The organism is Actinoplanes sp. NPDC026619, assembly GCF_040638295.1.
In the GTDB taxonomy this organism is placed as follows: Bacteria; Actinomycetota; Actinomycetes; order Mycobacteriales; family Micromonosporaceae; genus Actinoplanes.
The window spans coordinates 387,954-402,396 of record NZ_JBEZYA010000003.1; the positions used below are offsets into that span (position 1 = coordinate 387,954).

Annotated in this window: 10 protein-coding genes; 6 read left to right on the forward strand and 4 right to left on the reverse strand. The window is 71.3% G+C overall.

All coding sequences use genetic code 11. The annotated features are described in order from the left end of the window. Positions 1 to 132: 132 nt before the first annotated feature. On the reverse strand, positions 133 to 2,637 hold the full coding sequence (locus AB0E90_RS10150; protein WP_360402305.1) for an EAL domain-containing protein: 2,505 nt from the start codon (positions 2,635 to 2,637) through the stop codon (positions 133 to 135). Between the two features lie 312 nt (positions 2,638 to 2,949). Continuing rightward, positions 2,950 to 3,414 (reverse strand): anthrone oxygenase family protein, encoded by a 465-nt coding sequence (locus AB0E90_RS10155; RefSeq protein ID WP_360402307.1) that lies wholly within the window; start codon positions 3,412 to 3,414, stop codon positions 2,950 to 2,952. Between the two features lie 65 nt (positions 3,415 to 3,479). Between AB0E90_RS10155 and AB0E90_RS10160 the strand changes: the two genes are divergently transcribed. The 3 genes from AB0E90_RS10160 to AB0E90_RS10170 all read left to right on the forward strand — a co-directional run bounded on the left by AB0E90_RS10160 (position 3,480) and on the right by AB0E90_RS10170 (position 7,205). Further along, positions 3,480 to 4,655 carry a dipeptidase gene (locus AB0E90_RS10160; protein ID WP_360402309.1) on the forward strand — a complete coding sequence of 392 codons (1,176 nt, stop codon included), beginning with the start codon at positions 3,480 to 3,482 and terminating at the stop codon, positions 4,653 to 4,655. A gap of 31 nt (positions 4,656 to 4,686) precedes the next feature. Next, the gene (locus tag AB0E90_RS10165; RefSeq protein WP_360402311.1) at positions 4,687 to 4,953 is read left to right on the forward strand and encodes a hypothetical protein; all 267 of its coding nucleotides are present in this window, start codon (positions 4,687 to 4,689) and stop codon (positions 4,951 to 4,953) included. 101 nt (positions 4,954 to 5,054) lie between these two features. Beyond that, positions 5,055 to 7,205: a peptidase M6 immune inhibitor A gene (locus tag AB0E90_RS10170; protein ID WP_360402313.1), complete on the forward strand. Its 2,151-nt coding sequence runs from the start codon at positions 5,055 to 5,057 to the stop codon at positions 7,203 to 7,205. On the opposite strand, the gene AB0E90_RS10175 is transcribed toward AB0E90_RS10170, so the two are convergent. Then, positions 7,184 to 7,990 carry a cyclase family protein gene (locus AB0E90_RS10175; RefSeq protein ID WP_360402315.1) on the reverse strand — a complete coding sequence of 269 codons (807 nt, stop codon included), beginning with the start codon at positions 7,988 to 7,990 and terminating at the stop codon, positions 7,184 to 7,186. The genes AB0E90_RS10170 and AB0E90_RS10175 overlap by 22 nt on opposite strands. Before the next feature lie 104 nt (positions 7,991 to 8,094). Between AB0E90_RS10175 and AB0E90_RS10180 the strand changes: the two genes are divergently transcribed. Both AB0E90_RS10180 and AB0E90_RS10185 read left to right on the forward strand, forming a co-directional pair. After that, on the forward strand, positions 8,095 to 8,760 hold the full coding sequence (locus tag AB0E90_RS10180) for a MerR family transcriptional regulator (RefSeq protein ID WP_360402317.1): 666 nt from the start codon (positions 8,095 to 8,097) through the stop codon (positions 8,758 to 8,760). Between the two features lie 17 nt (positions 8,761 to 8,777). Continuing rightward, positions 8,778 to 11,159, forward strand: coding sequence for a VIT domain-containing protein (locus AB0E90_RS10185; protein WP_360402319.1), 2,382 nt, complete (start codon positions 8,778 to 8,780; stop codon positions 11,157 to 11,159). Between the two features lie 153 nt (positions 11,160 to 11,312). On the opposite strand, the gene AB0E90_RS10190 is transcribed toward AB0E90_RS10185, so the two are convergent. Then, positions 11,313 to 12,581, reverse strand: coding sequence for an alpha/beta hydrolase (locus tag AB0E90_RS10190; protein WP_360402321.1), 1,269 nt, complete (start codon positions 12,579 to 12,581; stop codon positions 11,313 to 11,315). Positions 12,582 to 12,798: 217 nt separating this feature from the next. On the opposite strand from AB0E90_RS10190, the gene AB0E90_RS10195 reads away from it, so the two are divergent. Further along, on the forward strand, positions 12,799 to 13,746 hold the full coding sequence (locus AB0E90_RS10195; RefSeq protein ID WP_360402323.1) for a ricin-type beta-trefoil lectin domain protein: 948 nt from the start codon (positions 12,799 to 12,801) through the stop codon (positions 13,744 to 13,746). The last annotated feature ends 697 nt before the right edge of the window (positions 13,747 to 14,443 follow it).

The following is a 14,443-nucleotide window of genomic DNA, read 5'->3' on the forward strand; positions in this document are numbered from 1 at the left end:
CGCGTTGGCCGGCCTGTCGCGCACGTGACGGTCCCGAGCCGGGCACATCGTGTGAACCGGGGCCTTCTTCACGCGTACACCTGGAAAAGCGGAAGTTGATCGCCTGGCCGGACCCACACCGTGCAGAGCGTCCTAGGAGGCTAGGTATGCGGTTGGCACGGGGAACGGCTCGTTCTTCGCCAGCAACGCCGTGGCCTGTGCTTCCGGCAACGGGCGGGAAAGGAGGTAGCCCTGGGCGGTGTCGCAGCCCATCTCCTGCAGGCGAGCCAGCTGGACCTCGTTCTCGATGCCCTCGGCGACGGTGGACATGCCGAACCGCTGGGCGAGCCGGACGATCGTCAGGACCAGGGCATCGTCCTCGGTGGCGCCGCCGAGGCGGTCGACGAAGGAACGGTCGATCTTCAGGATGTCCATCGGGAAGCGGCGCAGGTAGGCGAGCGACGAATAGCCGGTGCCGAAGTCGTCCATCGCCAGCAGCACGCCCAGCGCCTTCAGGCGGACGAGCCGGGAGAGGTTCTCGTCGGTGTCGGTGAGCAGCACGCTCTCGGTCATCTCCAGGCACAGCCAGTCCGGCGGCATGCCGGTCGCGGCAAGGACCTCGGCGACCATCGCGGCGACGTCGTCGTCCTCGAACTGGCGCACGGAGACGTTGACCGCCATCTTCAGCGGGCGGCCCCAGGCAACCGCCTGCCGGCAGGCCTGCGTGAGCACCCAGCGGCCGAGCGGCACGATCAGGCCGGTCGTCTCGGCCACGCCGATGAACTCGATCGGGGGCACCAGGCCGCGGGTCGGGTGCTGCCAGCGGACCAGCGCCTCGAAGCCGATGATCTCGCCGGTGTTCAGGTCGACGTTGGGCTGGTAGTGGAGCACCAGCTCGTCGCGTTCGAGCGCGAGACGCAGGTCGGTGGCGAGCTCGAGGCGGCCGGCCAGCGCGTCGTGCATGCTCGGGTGATAGGTGGCGTAACCGCCGCCGCCGGCGTCCTTGGCCCGGTACATCGCCAGGTCGGCGTCGCGCAGCAGCTGGTCGGCGTCGAGGCAGTCGCCGGAGGTGGCGATGCCGATCGCGGCGCCGATGTGCAGCTCGCGATCGTCGACGTCGATCGGCTCGGCCAGCGCGGCCAGCAGCTCCATGGCGACCAGCTCGGCCTCGTCGCGGGCCTGGCCGGCCTCCACGATCACCGCGAACTCGTCCCCGCCGACCCGTGCTACCACCTTCGGCGCGGGAAGGCGGCGACGGATCCGCTCGGCGACGTGCACGAGCAGGTGGTCGCCGGCGTCGTGGCCGAGGCTGTCGTTGATCTCCTTGAAGCCGTCCAGGTCGAGCAGCAGGATCGCCACGTCGCCGGGCTTGTTGCGGGCCACCGCCTCGGCCAGCCGCTCCCGGAAGCCGGCCCGGTTGACCAGCCCGGTCAGCACGTCGTAGTGGGCTTCCTGGCGCAGCTGGTTCTGCAGCTCGGCGGCGTCGCTGACGTCCCGGGTGTTGAAGATCAGGCCGCGGATGTGCTCGTCGTGCAGCAGGTTCGTGATGGTCATCTCGGCGAGGCGGGGCTGCCCGTCCGCGTGGTACAGGGTGATCTCGAAGACGGTGGTAGCGCCCGGGGTGTCCTTGACCTCGTCGATGGCGGCCTGGACGCGGCCACCCACCTTGCGCCCGGCCAGCTCGACGAAGGGCCGGCCGATCAGCGCCGATGCCGGGTAGCCGAAGATCCGCTGCACGGACTCGCTCTGGTAGCGGACCGTTGAGTCGGCCTCGAGGACGGCCAACGAGTCGGTGCTCTGCTCGACCAGGGCGCGGAAGCGCAGCTCACTGGCCTGCAAGGCGCTGGAGCGTTCGGCGACCCTGGTCTCCAGGCGGCGCACCAGGCGCCGGTTGTCGATCAGCAGCAGCACCTGGCGCGCGACGACCAGCACGACGGCGATCGAGCGGGTCCAGCTGCCGACGGCGGTGGGATGCCCACCGAGGCCGAGCCGGAAGAGCCCGACGACCAGGCAGACCGTCAATACGCCGTACGGAAGCAGGTAGGTCAGCGTCCGCCGGTCCTCGGCCTCGGTGTCCGGTTCCTCCGGCCGGATGAGCGGGGCGGCCGCGAGCGCGGCGAACCCGGCCAGCCAGCCGATCGACGCCACGGTGGTCAGCCCGGTGTAGCCGGCGCTGGCGGCGAAGGCGACGACGACCATGGCCGAGGAGGCCAGCAGCAAGCCGCGGCGGTCGGGCAGGACCCGGCCGATCCGGGTGAGCGCGGTGAGGCCGGCGGTGCCGAGCAGGATGTCGCCGAGGGGGTAGATCGTGACCGGCGCGCCGGCGACGTGGTCCCGGCCGATGATCAGGTGGTAGCTGAGCCCCACCAGGGAGGTGCCGATGATCAGCAGGTCCAGCAGGGCACGCACCTTTTCCGGGCGGCTGCGCTGCGGCATCGGCAGCACGAACAGCCCGGCCCAGGCCAGCACGACCAGCGCCAGGTAGCCGGGCCCCGGGCCGGCGGGCGTGCCGCCGAAGAGCCCCGCCGCGGCGGCGCCCAGGCCGAGGCCGGCCCAGGCGAGCCGCACCCGGCCGCTGCGCCGCCGTGCCTGGATCAGGCAGGACGCCGCACCGGCAAGCGCCACGACGGTGGTAGCAGCGCCGATGACCGTGGTCATCGGACCCCCTTCCCCTGTCGGCACATCCTCGAACAGGAAAATCGGGCAAGCCGTCCGCCATCTGAGGTTTGCCGGGAAAGACGGCGCGGGCGGCTCCGGAGAATCCGGGGCCGCCCGCGCGAGTAGTCACAAGAAGAGCTACTTCTTCTTCTTGTTCTTCTTGTCCTTCTTCTTGTCCTTCTTCGACTTCTTGGCCATGTGGGGCCTCCCCTCGACGGTGTGTTCGCGCCGGACCGCCCAACTGCACGGCCGGACATCAACACTACGGAAACGGCCGGGGCCGCGGGGTGATGTGAAGATGACAGGTGGTGACTACGCCTGCGTCAGAGCCCAGCACAGCGAGGCGAAGGAACCGGTGCACAGCAGCGTGCGAGCGTGATTCCCGGGCACCCAGCGCGGCTCGAAAGCGCGCCGCGCCCGCTCCGGATCGGCCCGCCCGGCCGCGTCGAGGGCGTTGTTCAGCGGAATGTGCAGGCCAGCGGTCAGCGCGATCTGCCCGGCGTAGAGGATCAGCCCGATCGCGGTCGGCAGCAGCACCGCGGCCGGCCCGCTGACGGCGTAGAGAACCGTCGCGATCGCCGGGAACACCAGCGCCCCCACGAAGCAGATCGCGAACCAGCCGTTCGTGATGACCCGGTTGATGCGCTGCATGACCTCGACGAAAACCACCGCGTCGGCGCCGCGAAGAGCAGGCATGACCGAGATGGAGTACGCGTAGAAGAGCCCCGCCATCATCCCGGACGTGATCGTGGCAGCCAGCAGAACGACGATCCGCATGCCGTGCAGGCTAGTTCGTCCGAACCAGTTGCGCGCCGGCCACCGCACGAGGTAGCCAGGGACACATGATGCCGATCATCGACGGACACAATGACCTGCCCATGCAACTGCGCGGTCGCTTCGGGTACCGGGTCGAGGGGCTCGACGAGAGCCGGCCGGGTGTGCAGACCTCGCTGCCCCGGTTGCGGGCCGGGCGGGTGGGCGGGCAGTTCTGGTCGGTCTACGTGCCGTCCGACCTTTCCGAGGCGGACGCGGCCGTCGCGACGATGGAGCAGATCGACGCCGTCTACCGGATGGTCGCCGCCTACCCGGACGACCTCGCGATCGCCTACAGCGCGGACGACGTGGAGCGGGTCATCGGCGAAGGGCGCATCGCGTCGCTGATCGGGATCGAGGGCGGGCACAGCATCGCCACCTCGCTGGGCGTGCTGCGGATCTTCGCCCGGCTCGGCGTCCGCTACATGACGCTCACCCACAACCACCACACCTCGTGGGCCGACTCGGCGGCGGTCGCGCCGGCGGTCGGCGGCCTGAACGACGACGGCCGCGCCGTGGTGCGGGAGATGCAGCGGATCGGCATGCTGGTGGACCTGTCGCACGTGGCCACGCCGACTATGCACGCGGCGCTGGACACCGCGTTCGCACCGGTGATCTTCAGCCATTCCGGGGCGCGGGCACTGAACGATCACCGGCGCAACGTTCCCGACGACGTCCTGCTGCGGCTGCGGGACAACGGCGGCGTGATCCAGCTGACGTTCGTGGCGCCGTTCGTCTCGGCCGAGTACGCCACCTGGTTCGCCGCCGCCAACGAGGCGTGGGAGCGGCTCGGGCTGCCCGAGGCCGGGGCGTGGCCGCGGGCGCCGCGGCCGGGCGAGGACCCGGCGTCGGTGCGCAACTGGCCGGACGGCGATCCGCAGGACGAACCGGCGTTCCAGGCGTGGCTGGCGGCCAACCCGCGACCGGTCGTCACCGTCGCCCAGGTCGCGGACCATGTCGAGCACGCGCGGGACGTCGCCGGGGTGGATCACGTCGGGCTCGGCGGAGACTACGACGGGACGACCGATCTGCCGGTGGGGATGGCGGACGTGTCCGGGTACCCACTGCTTCTCGACGAGCTCACCGGCCGCGGCTGGTCCGAGGCCGATCTCGACAGGCTCACCGGGCGGAATATCCTGCGGGTGCTGCGGGAAACAGAACGGCTGGCGCAGGAGCCGTTGTGGCCGCTCTCGCCCGCACGCTGACCGGGATTCGCCTTCGACAGGACGGTGGGACATGCCGATCGGAGCTCAGCCGCCGGGCCGGCGCGGCACCGTCGATGAGCCCTACAGCGCGCTCAATCTGCGGCTCGTGCTGGCCGCGTTCGGTTTCGTGGTGTGCACGCTGCTGTCGATCTGGCTCTTCTACCTGGGCTGGACGCTGCCCGGATGGTTGCTCGCGGCCTGGGCCGCGGCCGCCGTGATCGACATGGTGGTGGTGCAGATGCGGCGGCGCGCCCGGCGCCGGGCCGAAGGCGACAGCGACCACTCCCTGTTCGAGTAGCGCGTGTTGACAACCCGGCCGCCGCCACCCGGGTAGCGTCCAATTTCATGGAGCGCGTCCGTTTTGCAGCATTTGCAGTTGTCGCACTTATTGCGCCGTTGATGGCGACTCCGGCGCACGCCGGGCCAGGTTCCCCGCCACCGGTCAGCGACATCCGCGAGCTCGACCGGAAGCACTTCACGCTCGACGGCGCCCCGCTGCCCGAGCATCCGCGCTATCGGAAGCGGCCGGAGGGCCGGCGCGCCACGGCGGGCACCCCCGCGGTCGGCACCTCGCGGGAGTGGCTCGGGCTCGACGACACGACCGGCAAGTACTACCCGAAGACATACAAGCTGCGGGCCACGGGCAAGCACGTCGAGGTCTGGGTGGCCGACGACATCGCGTTTCCGGCCACGGACTGCCGCAAGAGTGCCATGGAGGTCACCGACCAGCAGGTCACCGGCCTGGTCCACGAGTTCGACGACAAGATCTATCCGATGGAGACGACCGCCTTCAGCACCCCGCCCGATCGGGACGGCAGCAACGCGAAGCGCACCGGCGACTTCAGTGGCGACGGCGACAAGACGGTCACGCTGATCGACAACATCCGCGACGACAACTACTTCCATTACCCCCAGGCGATCACGTACGTCGCCGGGTTCTTCTCGGCACAGCTCAACGAGATGTTCGACCGCAACGTGATGACGATCGACGCGTACGACTGGAAGCACCGCTTCGGCGCCGAACCGGCCGACGAGCCCACCGACGACCTGTGCACCAGCCGGCCCGCGCACCCGCGGATGTACGAGAGCACCTTCGCGCACGAATGGCAGCACCTGCTCGAGTACTACGCCGACCCGGACGAGTCGACGTGGGTCAACGAGGGGCTGTCCGACTTCGCGCAGACCCTGACCGGTTACGTCGACGCCCGCGCCACGATCGACGACCCGGGCAACGACAACCACCTCCTGTGTTACCAGGGCTTCGGCTCGGTGAAGACGAAGTACAACCCGAACCCGCGCCAGTGCGGCGGGCCGCAGAACTCGCTGAACCTGTGGGACGAGGGCACGCCGACCGAGGTGCTGTCCGACTACGGCATCTCCTACCAGTTCATGGTCTATCTGGCCGATCGGTTCGGCCTGTCGATGATCTCGCTGCTGCACCGGGACGGGATCCGCCAGGGGCTGGCCGGCATCCAGGCCGCGCTGCCCACCGGCACGGCCCTCTACGACGTGGTGCACGACTTCCAGACGATGACGCTGGTCGACCGGTTCGTCGGCGAAAAGGGCGGCAAGATGTCCGGCGTGCCGCGGAGCCGGGTGACCTCGGAGAACCTGCGCTCGACCGTCAATCTCGACAACCCGGCCGCCTACGACCGGCCCGGGGTAGCACCGAACGGCGCCGACTACGTCCCGCTGCCGACCCCGCTGACGTCGCTGACCTTCGTGGGCGAGAAGAACCTGCCCCCGCGGCCGATGGGCTGGACGGTCGCCGGCGACACGCTGTTCTCCGGCAACGCGGGCGGCCTGGACTCGCAGGCGGTCCTGCCGATCAAGGTGCCCGCCAAGGCGGCGAAACTGACGCTGGAGACGTCCTACGCCATCGAGGACGCGTTCGACTTCGGCTACGTCTCCATCTCCACCGACGGCGGCCGGACCTACGTCCCGATCGCCGGGGACCGGACCCGGCAGGGGCTGCTGGGGCCGGGCCTCAGTGGCGCCAGCGGCACCGTGGTCGACGCCGGTTACGACCTCAGCGCGTACGCCGGCAAGAAGGTTCTGCTTTGCCTTCGCTATGTCACCGACGGCGCCGTCGACAAGGGCGGCTGGCGGATCGGCAAGATCACCCTGGGCGGCCAGGTCGTGAGCGACGGGCGTTCGCTGACCGGCTGGCGCTCCCCCAGCGCGGTCACCCCCACCCCGGTCCACGGTTGGCACGCCACGCTGGTCGGCATCGACGGCAACACCGCCCGGCTGGTCCCGATCTCGGCGTGGGCGAAGGTGAAGGCCTACCCCAAGGTGGTGGCGATCATCGCCTATGACGAGCCCACCGAGAAGGTCGGCCAATACGCCCCCTACCGGCTGGTCGCCAACGGCGTTCTCCAGCCGGGCGGGGGCTCTGAGCCCAGCACCCAGCCCGTCCCTCAGCCCGTCTCTCAGCCCACCGCTGAGCCCAGCACTCAGCCCAGCACTCAGCCCAGCACTCAGCCCAGCACTCAGCCCAGCACTCAGCCCAGCACTCAGCCCAGCACTCAGCCTGGCAGGATGCCGTAGATCAGGGCGGTGGAGCCGGCGCCCGCGCGATTGATGTGGCCGCCGCAGAGGATGTGGGCGCCGGTGGGTGGCAGGGCCGCCAGGTTGGCGAGGATCTCCAGGCTGATCCGGTGGCGGCGGTAGACCAGCAGTGAGACCGCGTAGGTGGTGTCGGTGCCGACGTCGGGGCTGAACGTGTCGGTGCCGGTGCCGCCCCGGTGGCCGATCCGGCCGGTGTCGGCCAGCCAATTCACCGTGTCGAGGGCGAAGCCCGGCTGGTGCATCGCGCCGGCGGCGTCGTAGTTGAAGTAGGCGTCGGTGCCCCACCGGGCCTCCCACCCGGTCCAGATGATCACCATGGACTCGGCCGGGATGCGGCCGTGCCAGCGCTCCCACGCCTTGATGTCGTCGATCGTGACCTCGTAATCGGCGTTGCGGGCGCATTTGTCCCGCACGTCGATCTTCGCCGCCGGCAGGAAAAGGTCTCCCAGGTCCAGGTCGTCGGCGAGCGCCTCACCCTCGTTGAAGTGGCCCGGCGCACCCCAGTGCGTGCCGGTGTGCTCGCCCTCACGGACGAACCGCAGGTAATAACCGTCCTTCTCGATGGTCGCGATCGTCTCGAGTTCGAACGCGGGGTCGCCGGGGAAGACATTGGTGGTGGCCGGGTCATTGACGTGGGACAGGCTGATCAAACGCTGCCGGAAAAGTCGCAGCGGGTCATGGCCGCTCGCCTGCGCCGCCTGCCCGCTCACCACCGCCCCCGCCAGCCCGGCCGCTGCCGCACCCATGATCTCTCGTCGTCGCATGGCATCGTGCTTACCTCCTCGCCCGCCCGGTGACCCCCGCCCGGTCGGCTCCCCGACATTGACACTGTCACGATGACAGTGTCAAGCTCGTAAGCGTGTGGACGATGGACGAGTTGGTCGAGAGAGTGCGCCAGGCCCTGGAGGCCGAATATCCCGGCGCGCCCAACGGCCGTGTCCGCGATGTGCCCGACCGCCGCGCGATCCGTTGGTATACGACGATCGGCCTGGTCGACCGCCCGCTCGGCATGCGCGGGCGCACCGCGCTCTACGGTCCGCGCCACCTGCAGCAGCTGGTGGCGATCAAGCGCTGGCAGGCGGAGGGTCGCAGTCTGGCCGAGATCCAGGCCGACTTCGTCTGGCTCAGCCCCGAGGCCCTCTCCGACGCGTCCCGCGTGCCGGAGCAGCTTCTGACCGCCGAGGAAGAGCCGGTGGAAGAGGTGACGCGGCCACGATTCTGGGCCGACCGCCCAGCTGCCGGTCCCACACCTGCTCCGCCCGCCCTTGCTTCGCCCGCCCTTGCTCCGCCCGCCCTCGCTTCGCCCGCCCTTGCTCCGCCCGCCTTCACTTCGCCCGCCCTCGCTTCGCCGGCCGAGCCGCCGGTTCGTGCCGGTGCGGCGGCGCCGGTGCACGGGGTGACGCTCGGCGGCGGCGCCATCCTGCTCCTCCCCCACCCCGCCTCCGACACCGACCGTGGCGAGATCGCCACGGCCGCCGCACCCCTGCTGCGCCTGCTCGAGTCCCGTGGCCTGATCGATGGGAGTTCCCAATGACCCTTACCGTCACTCCGATGAGCCCGGACGAGCTCGGACGCGTCCGCATCCTGCCCGACGCCGGCTTCGGCAACCTGCGCACCGACCGCGGCAACCTGCCGCTCGACCGGCTCGACGTCCGCGCCCGGGTCAGCGGGCTGGTCGCCCGCACCGTGGTGGTGACCGAGTTCGTCAATGTGCACGACACCGCGCTCGAGGCCACCTACGTGTTCCCGTTGCCCGACCGGGCCGCGGTCACCGGCATGACGATGACCGCCGACGACCGCACCGTCGAGGCCGAGCTGCAGGAGCGCGGCGCGGCCCGGGAGGCGTACGACCAGGCCATCGCGGCCGGCCAGCGCGCGTCGATCGCCGAGGAGGAACGGCCCGACGTGTTCGCCATGCGGGTCGGCAACATCCTGCCCGGCGAGCGGGTGGTGATCGAGCTCCAGTTGGTCGGCCCGCTGCCGTTCGAGGACGGCGCCGCCACGTTCCGCTTCCCGCTGGTCGTCGCGCCGCGCTATGTTCCCGGCACCCCGCTGCCCGGCCCCTATGTGGGCGACGGCCAGGTGCCCGACACCGACGCGGTGCCCGACGCCTCGCGCATCACTCCCCCGGTCCTGCTGCCCGGCTTCCCCAACCCGCTGCGGCTGTCGATCGGCGTCGACGTCGACCCGGCCGGGCTCACCCTCGGCACGGTGCGTTCCAGCCTGCACACCGTCACCGACTCCGGCGGCACGCTGAGCATCGAACCCGGCGAGCGCGCCGACCGTGACTTCGTGCTGCGCATCGGCTACGAGGGCGGCGGCGAGACCGCGATCGCCGTGCCCGACGAGGCCACCGAGGAGCCCGGCGGCGTCTACCAACTGGTCGTGCTGCCACCGGAGAGCACCGCCGCGGCCCGCCCCAAGGACGTGGTGCTGCTGCTCGACCGGTCCGGCAGCATGGGCGGCTGGAAGATGGTGGCCGCCCGCCGGGCCGCGGCCCGGGTGATCGACACGCTGACCACCGCCGACCGGTTCGCCGTGCTCACCTTCGACCACCAGATCGACCACCCGGCCGACCTCGGCGAGGGGCTGGCCGAGGCGAGCGACCGCAACCGTTTCCGGGCGGTGGAGCACCTGGCCCGCGCCGATGCCCGGGGCGGCACCGAGCTGCTCGCGCCGCTCACCGAGGGGCTGGGGCTGCTGCGCGCCAGCGAGGGCCGCGACCGGGTGCTGGTGCTGGTCACCGACGGCCAGGTGGGCAACGAGGACCAGATCGTCCACGATGTCACGCCGCTGATCGGCCCCACCCGCGTGCACACCATCGGCATCGACCGGGCCGTCAACGCCGGCTTCCTCGGCCGGCTCGCCGCCCTGGGCGCCGGCCGGGCCGAGCTGGTGGAGAGCGAGGACCGGCTTGACGAGGCGATGGAGCACATCCACCGCCGCATCGGCGCGCCGGTCGTCACCGGCCTGCGGGTGGATGCCACCGGCCTGTCCCTGGTCGACGACGAGCGCACCCCGGCCCGGCTGCCCGGTCTCTACCCGGGCGTGCCCCTGGTCGTGGCCGGCCGGTTCGCCGGCAAACCCGGCGGGAGCCTCACCGTCACCGGCCGCACCCGCGACGACCAGGAGTTCCGCACGACGGTCGAGGTGCGCGAGCGCGCCGAGCCGGCGATCACCGCCCAGTGGGCCCGGGCCCGGCTGCGCGATCTGGAAGATGCCTATGCGGCCGGCGACCGCGGTCTCGAGCAGCGCATCGTCGCCACCTCGCTGCGATACGGCGTGCTGTGCCGGTTCACCGCGTTCGTGGCGGTCGACAACCGGGTGGTCAACGAGGGCGGCGAGACCCGCCGGGTCACCCAGCCGGTCGAGCTGCCGTCGGGCTGGGAGGGCGGCGGCGACGTCGCGCCCGCCATGCTCCGGATGAGCGCCGCGAGCCCGCTTCCCCCGATGCCGCCGATGGCCGCGCCGGCCGGTCCGGCGCACTTCGCCCAGCCGCGGGCCGAGGCCGGCATCGCCCGTTCACGCGGCCCGGTGGGCTTCGCCAACGTGCCGTCGATGCTGCGCGCGGGCAAGGCAGCCGTCCCGGCGGGCGCGGCGCTCTCGCTCGACCAGGTGCGGGAGATCGCCGCGACCGAGGCCCGGCGGCTGCGCGAGGCCACCGGCCTCGCCGCCTACGAACGCCGCGACCTGCTGGACGACCTGTCCAGCCGGCTCGAGGTCCTGATCGGCTCGACGACCGACAAGGAGTTCGCGCCCCTGCAGGAGCTGGTTGCGTTCCTCGGCGGCGACGGCCCACTGGACGAGAAATGGGCCAAGGCCGTAGCGGTCCTCACCGCCTTCGGCGGCGGCGACAACCGACGGCCGGAGCCCGGCGAGAGCCCGGACCCGGACCCCGACCGCCCGTCCCGCAAGACGTTCTGGAAGCGCTGAGCCGCCGCCCAGCGGCGGCGCCCGCCGTGGCCGCCGCTGAGTGCCACAGGCGCGCTCAGCGCCACACGCGCGCTGGGACTCGCCGAGGCCGTGGCCTCGGCGTGAACGGGTGGATGCCCGACTCGGGGAAGGGCGGGCATCCGGTGGGACGGGTCAGCGCACTGGCGGGAGCACCTTGGGGGCGTCCGTGGCCGGCAGGCCGTGGGCGGCGATCTCGGCCGGTGACGCGGATGCCAGGTCGAAGGTGTCGGCCGACGACTGGGTGGCGGTGTCATCCAGCGGGGTTCGGAACGGCTGCTCGGCGCCGACGCAGGTGGTGCCCTTCGCGGGCAGCGAGCGGTAGAGGAGGTAGCGGTCGGTGATGCCGGTGGCGCAGGCCGAGGTGCCGTAGGCGGTGTGGCCCCAGTTGTCGCTGGACAGCAGGCGGCTGTTCGGCAGCAGCTTCGACGCCGCCACGGCGTCGTCGTAGTTGGTGGCCGGGTCCCAGAAACTGCCGACGATCAGGACGGGGTGCTTGGTGTGTTTGGTGAACGGTCCGGTGTAGGCGTCCTCGTCGCGCACCGTCCAGTGGTCGGTGGCGCACTGGACGCTCGCCCACGCCCAGGCGCGGCCGAAGTAGGGCGCACGCTGGTCGGCGCGCGCGGACGCACGAGGCCAGGACGTGCCGTGCGCGGGGTGCCGGCCGTCGGTGCACATGACGGCGGAGTAGGCGTCGAACGAGTTGTCGTAGGGGAACGCCCGGCCCGCGGCCTGCTTGCGCATCTTGCGGATCAGGTCGCCGGCGGCGGTCAGCTTCGCCGCGGTGGGCACGTAACCGGGCGTCGTCAACCGGTAGACCTCGGCCGCCAGGGTGGTGACCTCGGTGCCGGCGGCCGGCTCGTAGAGCGCGCCCAGAATCATGCCGATGAACGCGGCGTAGGTGAGGGTCTGGCCCTCGACCACGAGCGGCTCGCTCTTCAGGCGCTCGGCGATCACCCGGAAGTTCTGCATCGGGCGCGCGCTGAACGCGCACCTGGTGTTCCCGGCGGCCGAGCAGCGGCGCAGGATCTCGGCCAGCGCCTGGTACGCGCCGTCCGCCGAGTGCAGGCGGTCGTCCTGGATCTGGCCGGCCGTCGATGCGGTGCCGGTCCAGGCACGCGGGTTGATCACGCCGTCGACGGCGATGGCGCGGAAGCGGTCGGGGAACATGTTCGCGTAGTACTGGCCGAGTGCGGTGCCGTAACTGAAGCCGACGAAGGTCAGCTTGCTGTCGCCGACGGCGCGGCGCATCACGTCCATGTCGCGGGCGACCTCGGCGGTCGACATGGCGGCGGCCAGCTCCCGGCCGGTGGTCGAGCAGGCGTGGCCCAGCCGCCCGGCCGCCGTGATGAAGGACTTCTCCTCGGCGGCGCCCCACGGGAAGCCGATGGCGAGCCGGTTCATGACCGGCGTCTGGCGGGCCGCGTGTAGATCCGTTGCACCCGTTCGGTGTCGACTTCCCGACCGTTCGGACATCGCCGCAGGTCAGTGTGTTCCGTGTCGGCCCCGACGGCCGCATCGCGCGGAAAGTCGGATCTACCGCCCCGGGCGTGGCCCGCGGGAGCAGGGGTAGGTTGGGCGCTCGATCGTCTCTGACAAGCTCGATGGCGGCGGGTGATTCGTGACGGACGGCGAGTTCGACGAGGAGCGTGACCCGCTTCTCGTCCGGCCCTACCTGCGTGGTGACGCGGATGCCGGCGACGGCGACGCGTCTACGCAGACGTGGCCGTCGGCGACCACCCGCGAGGTCCGTTCGCAGCGTGCGCTCGAGGGCGCCGACGACCCGACCGCCGTGCTCTTCCTGCCCGAGAAGCCACCCCGGCACCTGCGCGACCGCGGGGTGCTGCGGCGCCATCGAGCTCTGGTCCTGATCGCGGCGTGCGCGCTGGTCCTCATCGGAGCGGCCGCGGCCGCCGTGGCCAACCTACGCGCCGACGGCCGCCCCTCGGCTTCGAGCACGCTGCCCGAGGCTCCGATCCCGGCGCTGACCGGCTTGGTTCCGTCACTCAAGCCGAGTGCGACGCCGGCCGCTTCGTCACCCGTACCCAGCAAATCTGTCCCTCGCAGCGCATCCGTCGCAGCGACCGCGACCAGCGAGAAGGCCGCGTCGGCGAGGCCGAGCGTCACCGCCGGCGCGGGCGGGGAGGACGGCAAGACCGTGATCGCCCCCGGCGACGCCGTGGCCCCCGAGCCACCCGCGGCCGCCCGCACCGGCACGATCCGCGGTCAGAACGGCCTGTGCCTGGACCTCAACGGCGCCGTCCCGATCGACTTCAATCACGTGCAGGTGTTCGAGTGCAACGGCAGCGTCGCCCAGACCTGGACGCTCGCCACCGACGGCACCCTGCGCGTGCAGGGCCTGTGCGCGCTGGTCCTCGGCGACAACACCGTGCACGTCGTCGGCTGCGACGGGCGCACGACGGCGCAGTGGCGCGCCTCCGGCCAGCTGCTGATCAACGCCTCGAACGACAAATGCCTGACCGACCCCTCCGGCGGCGCCACCTCCGGCACCGGCGTCACCGTGACGACATGCGACGGCCGCGCCAACGAACGCTGGTCACTCCCCTGAAGGTCAACACCCAGAAACATCGGCGAGTACGCGTCACAACTCCCCGCGCCGGACATGCCAGTCCCCCTGCCGCCCATGCCATGGCCCGTCCCACCGCAGGCCAAGCACGCGCGCCCCGACACCCCGCGCGCGGAGCGCGGGCCGGCGCAAGGGCGCGCAGACCGGTGCCAGCTGCGCGAGGCGCGCAGACCAACGTGAGGTGAGCGAACCAACGCCGGCCGCGCACAGGGTGCGCGGGCCAGCGCGACAGGCAAGCGGCTCTTCTGTCTGCACTATCTTCGGCACGAGCGTGCGCCGGGTCGCTCCGGCGTGCGTCACGCCGCGTGATGGCTCACCGCCAGCCGCCGCGCGCGGTCGGCGGCGCTGCTTGCACCGAGGGTGCACAACTCCGGCGGGGCAACCACGGATGCCGAGCCCAATCGACATGGGTCCGCGGCGCTATCGATCGTGTGTGCGGAATTGGCCGTGCCTACTGTGCGGAACCCGATAATCTGCACCTACAGGCTTGCCCAACGCGCGCAATGCCGGGTAAGCGCGCGTCACTGAACTCAAAGGATGGCGGCACCGTTCGAGTCGGGCCACGCTCCCGAGCAATCACCGCCGGAGAACAGTCCGCCGGGTTGGTAGACGAGCCTCGTGATCCTTGGGCTTGTGTACGCCTCGTCCGCCAAGAACGACTTCGTTGACGCTCACCCGG

Coding starts and splice junctions, on each gene's coding strand:
- AB0E90_RS10150 (WP_360402305.1), bottom strand. CDS start 2,637: ATGACCACGGTCATCGGCGCTGCTACCACCGTCGTGGCGCTTGCCGGT.
- AB0E90_RS10155 (WP_360402307.1), bottom strand. CDS start 3,414: ATGCGGATCGTCGTTCTGCTGGCTGCCACGATCACGTCCGGGATGATG.
- AB0E90_RS10160 (WP_360402309.1), top strand. CDS start 3,480: ATGATGCCGATCATCGACGGACACAATGACCTGCCCATGCAACTGCGC.
- AB0E90_RS10165 (WP_360402311.1), top strand. CDS start 4,687: ATGCCGATCGGAGCTCAGCCGCCGGGCCGGCGCGGCACCGTCGATGAG.
- AB0E90_RS10170 (WP_360402313.1), top strand. CDS start 5,055: ATGGCGACTCCGGCGCACGCCGGGCCAGGTTCCCCGCCACCGGTCAGC.
- AB0E90_RS10175 (WP_360402315.1), bottom strand. CDS start 7,990: ATGCGACGACGAGAGATCATGGGTGCGGCAGCGGCCGGGCTGGCGGGG.
- AB0E90_RS10180 (WP_360402317.1), top strand. CDS start 8,095: ATGGACGAGTTGGTCGAGAGAGTGCGCCAGGCCCTGGAGGCCGAATAT.
- AB0E90_RS10185 (WP_360402319.1), top strand. CDS start 8,778: ATGAGCCCGGACGAGCTCGGACGCGTCCGCATCCTGCCCGACGCCGGC.
- AB0E90_RS10190 (WP_360402321.1), bottom strand. CDS start 12,581: ATGAACCGGCTCGCCATCGGCTTCCCGTGGGGCGCCGCCGAGGAGAAG.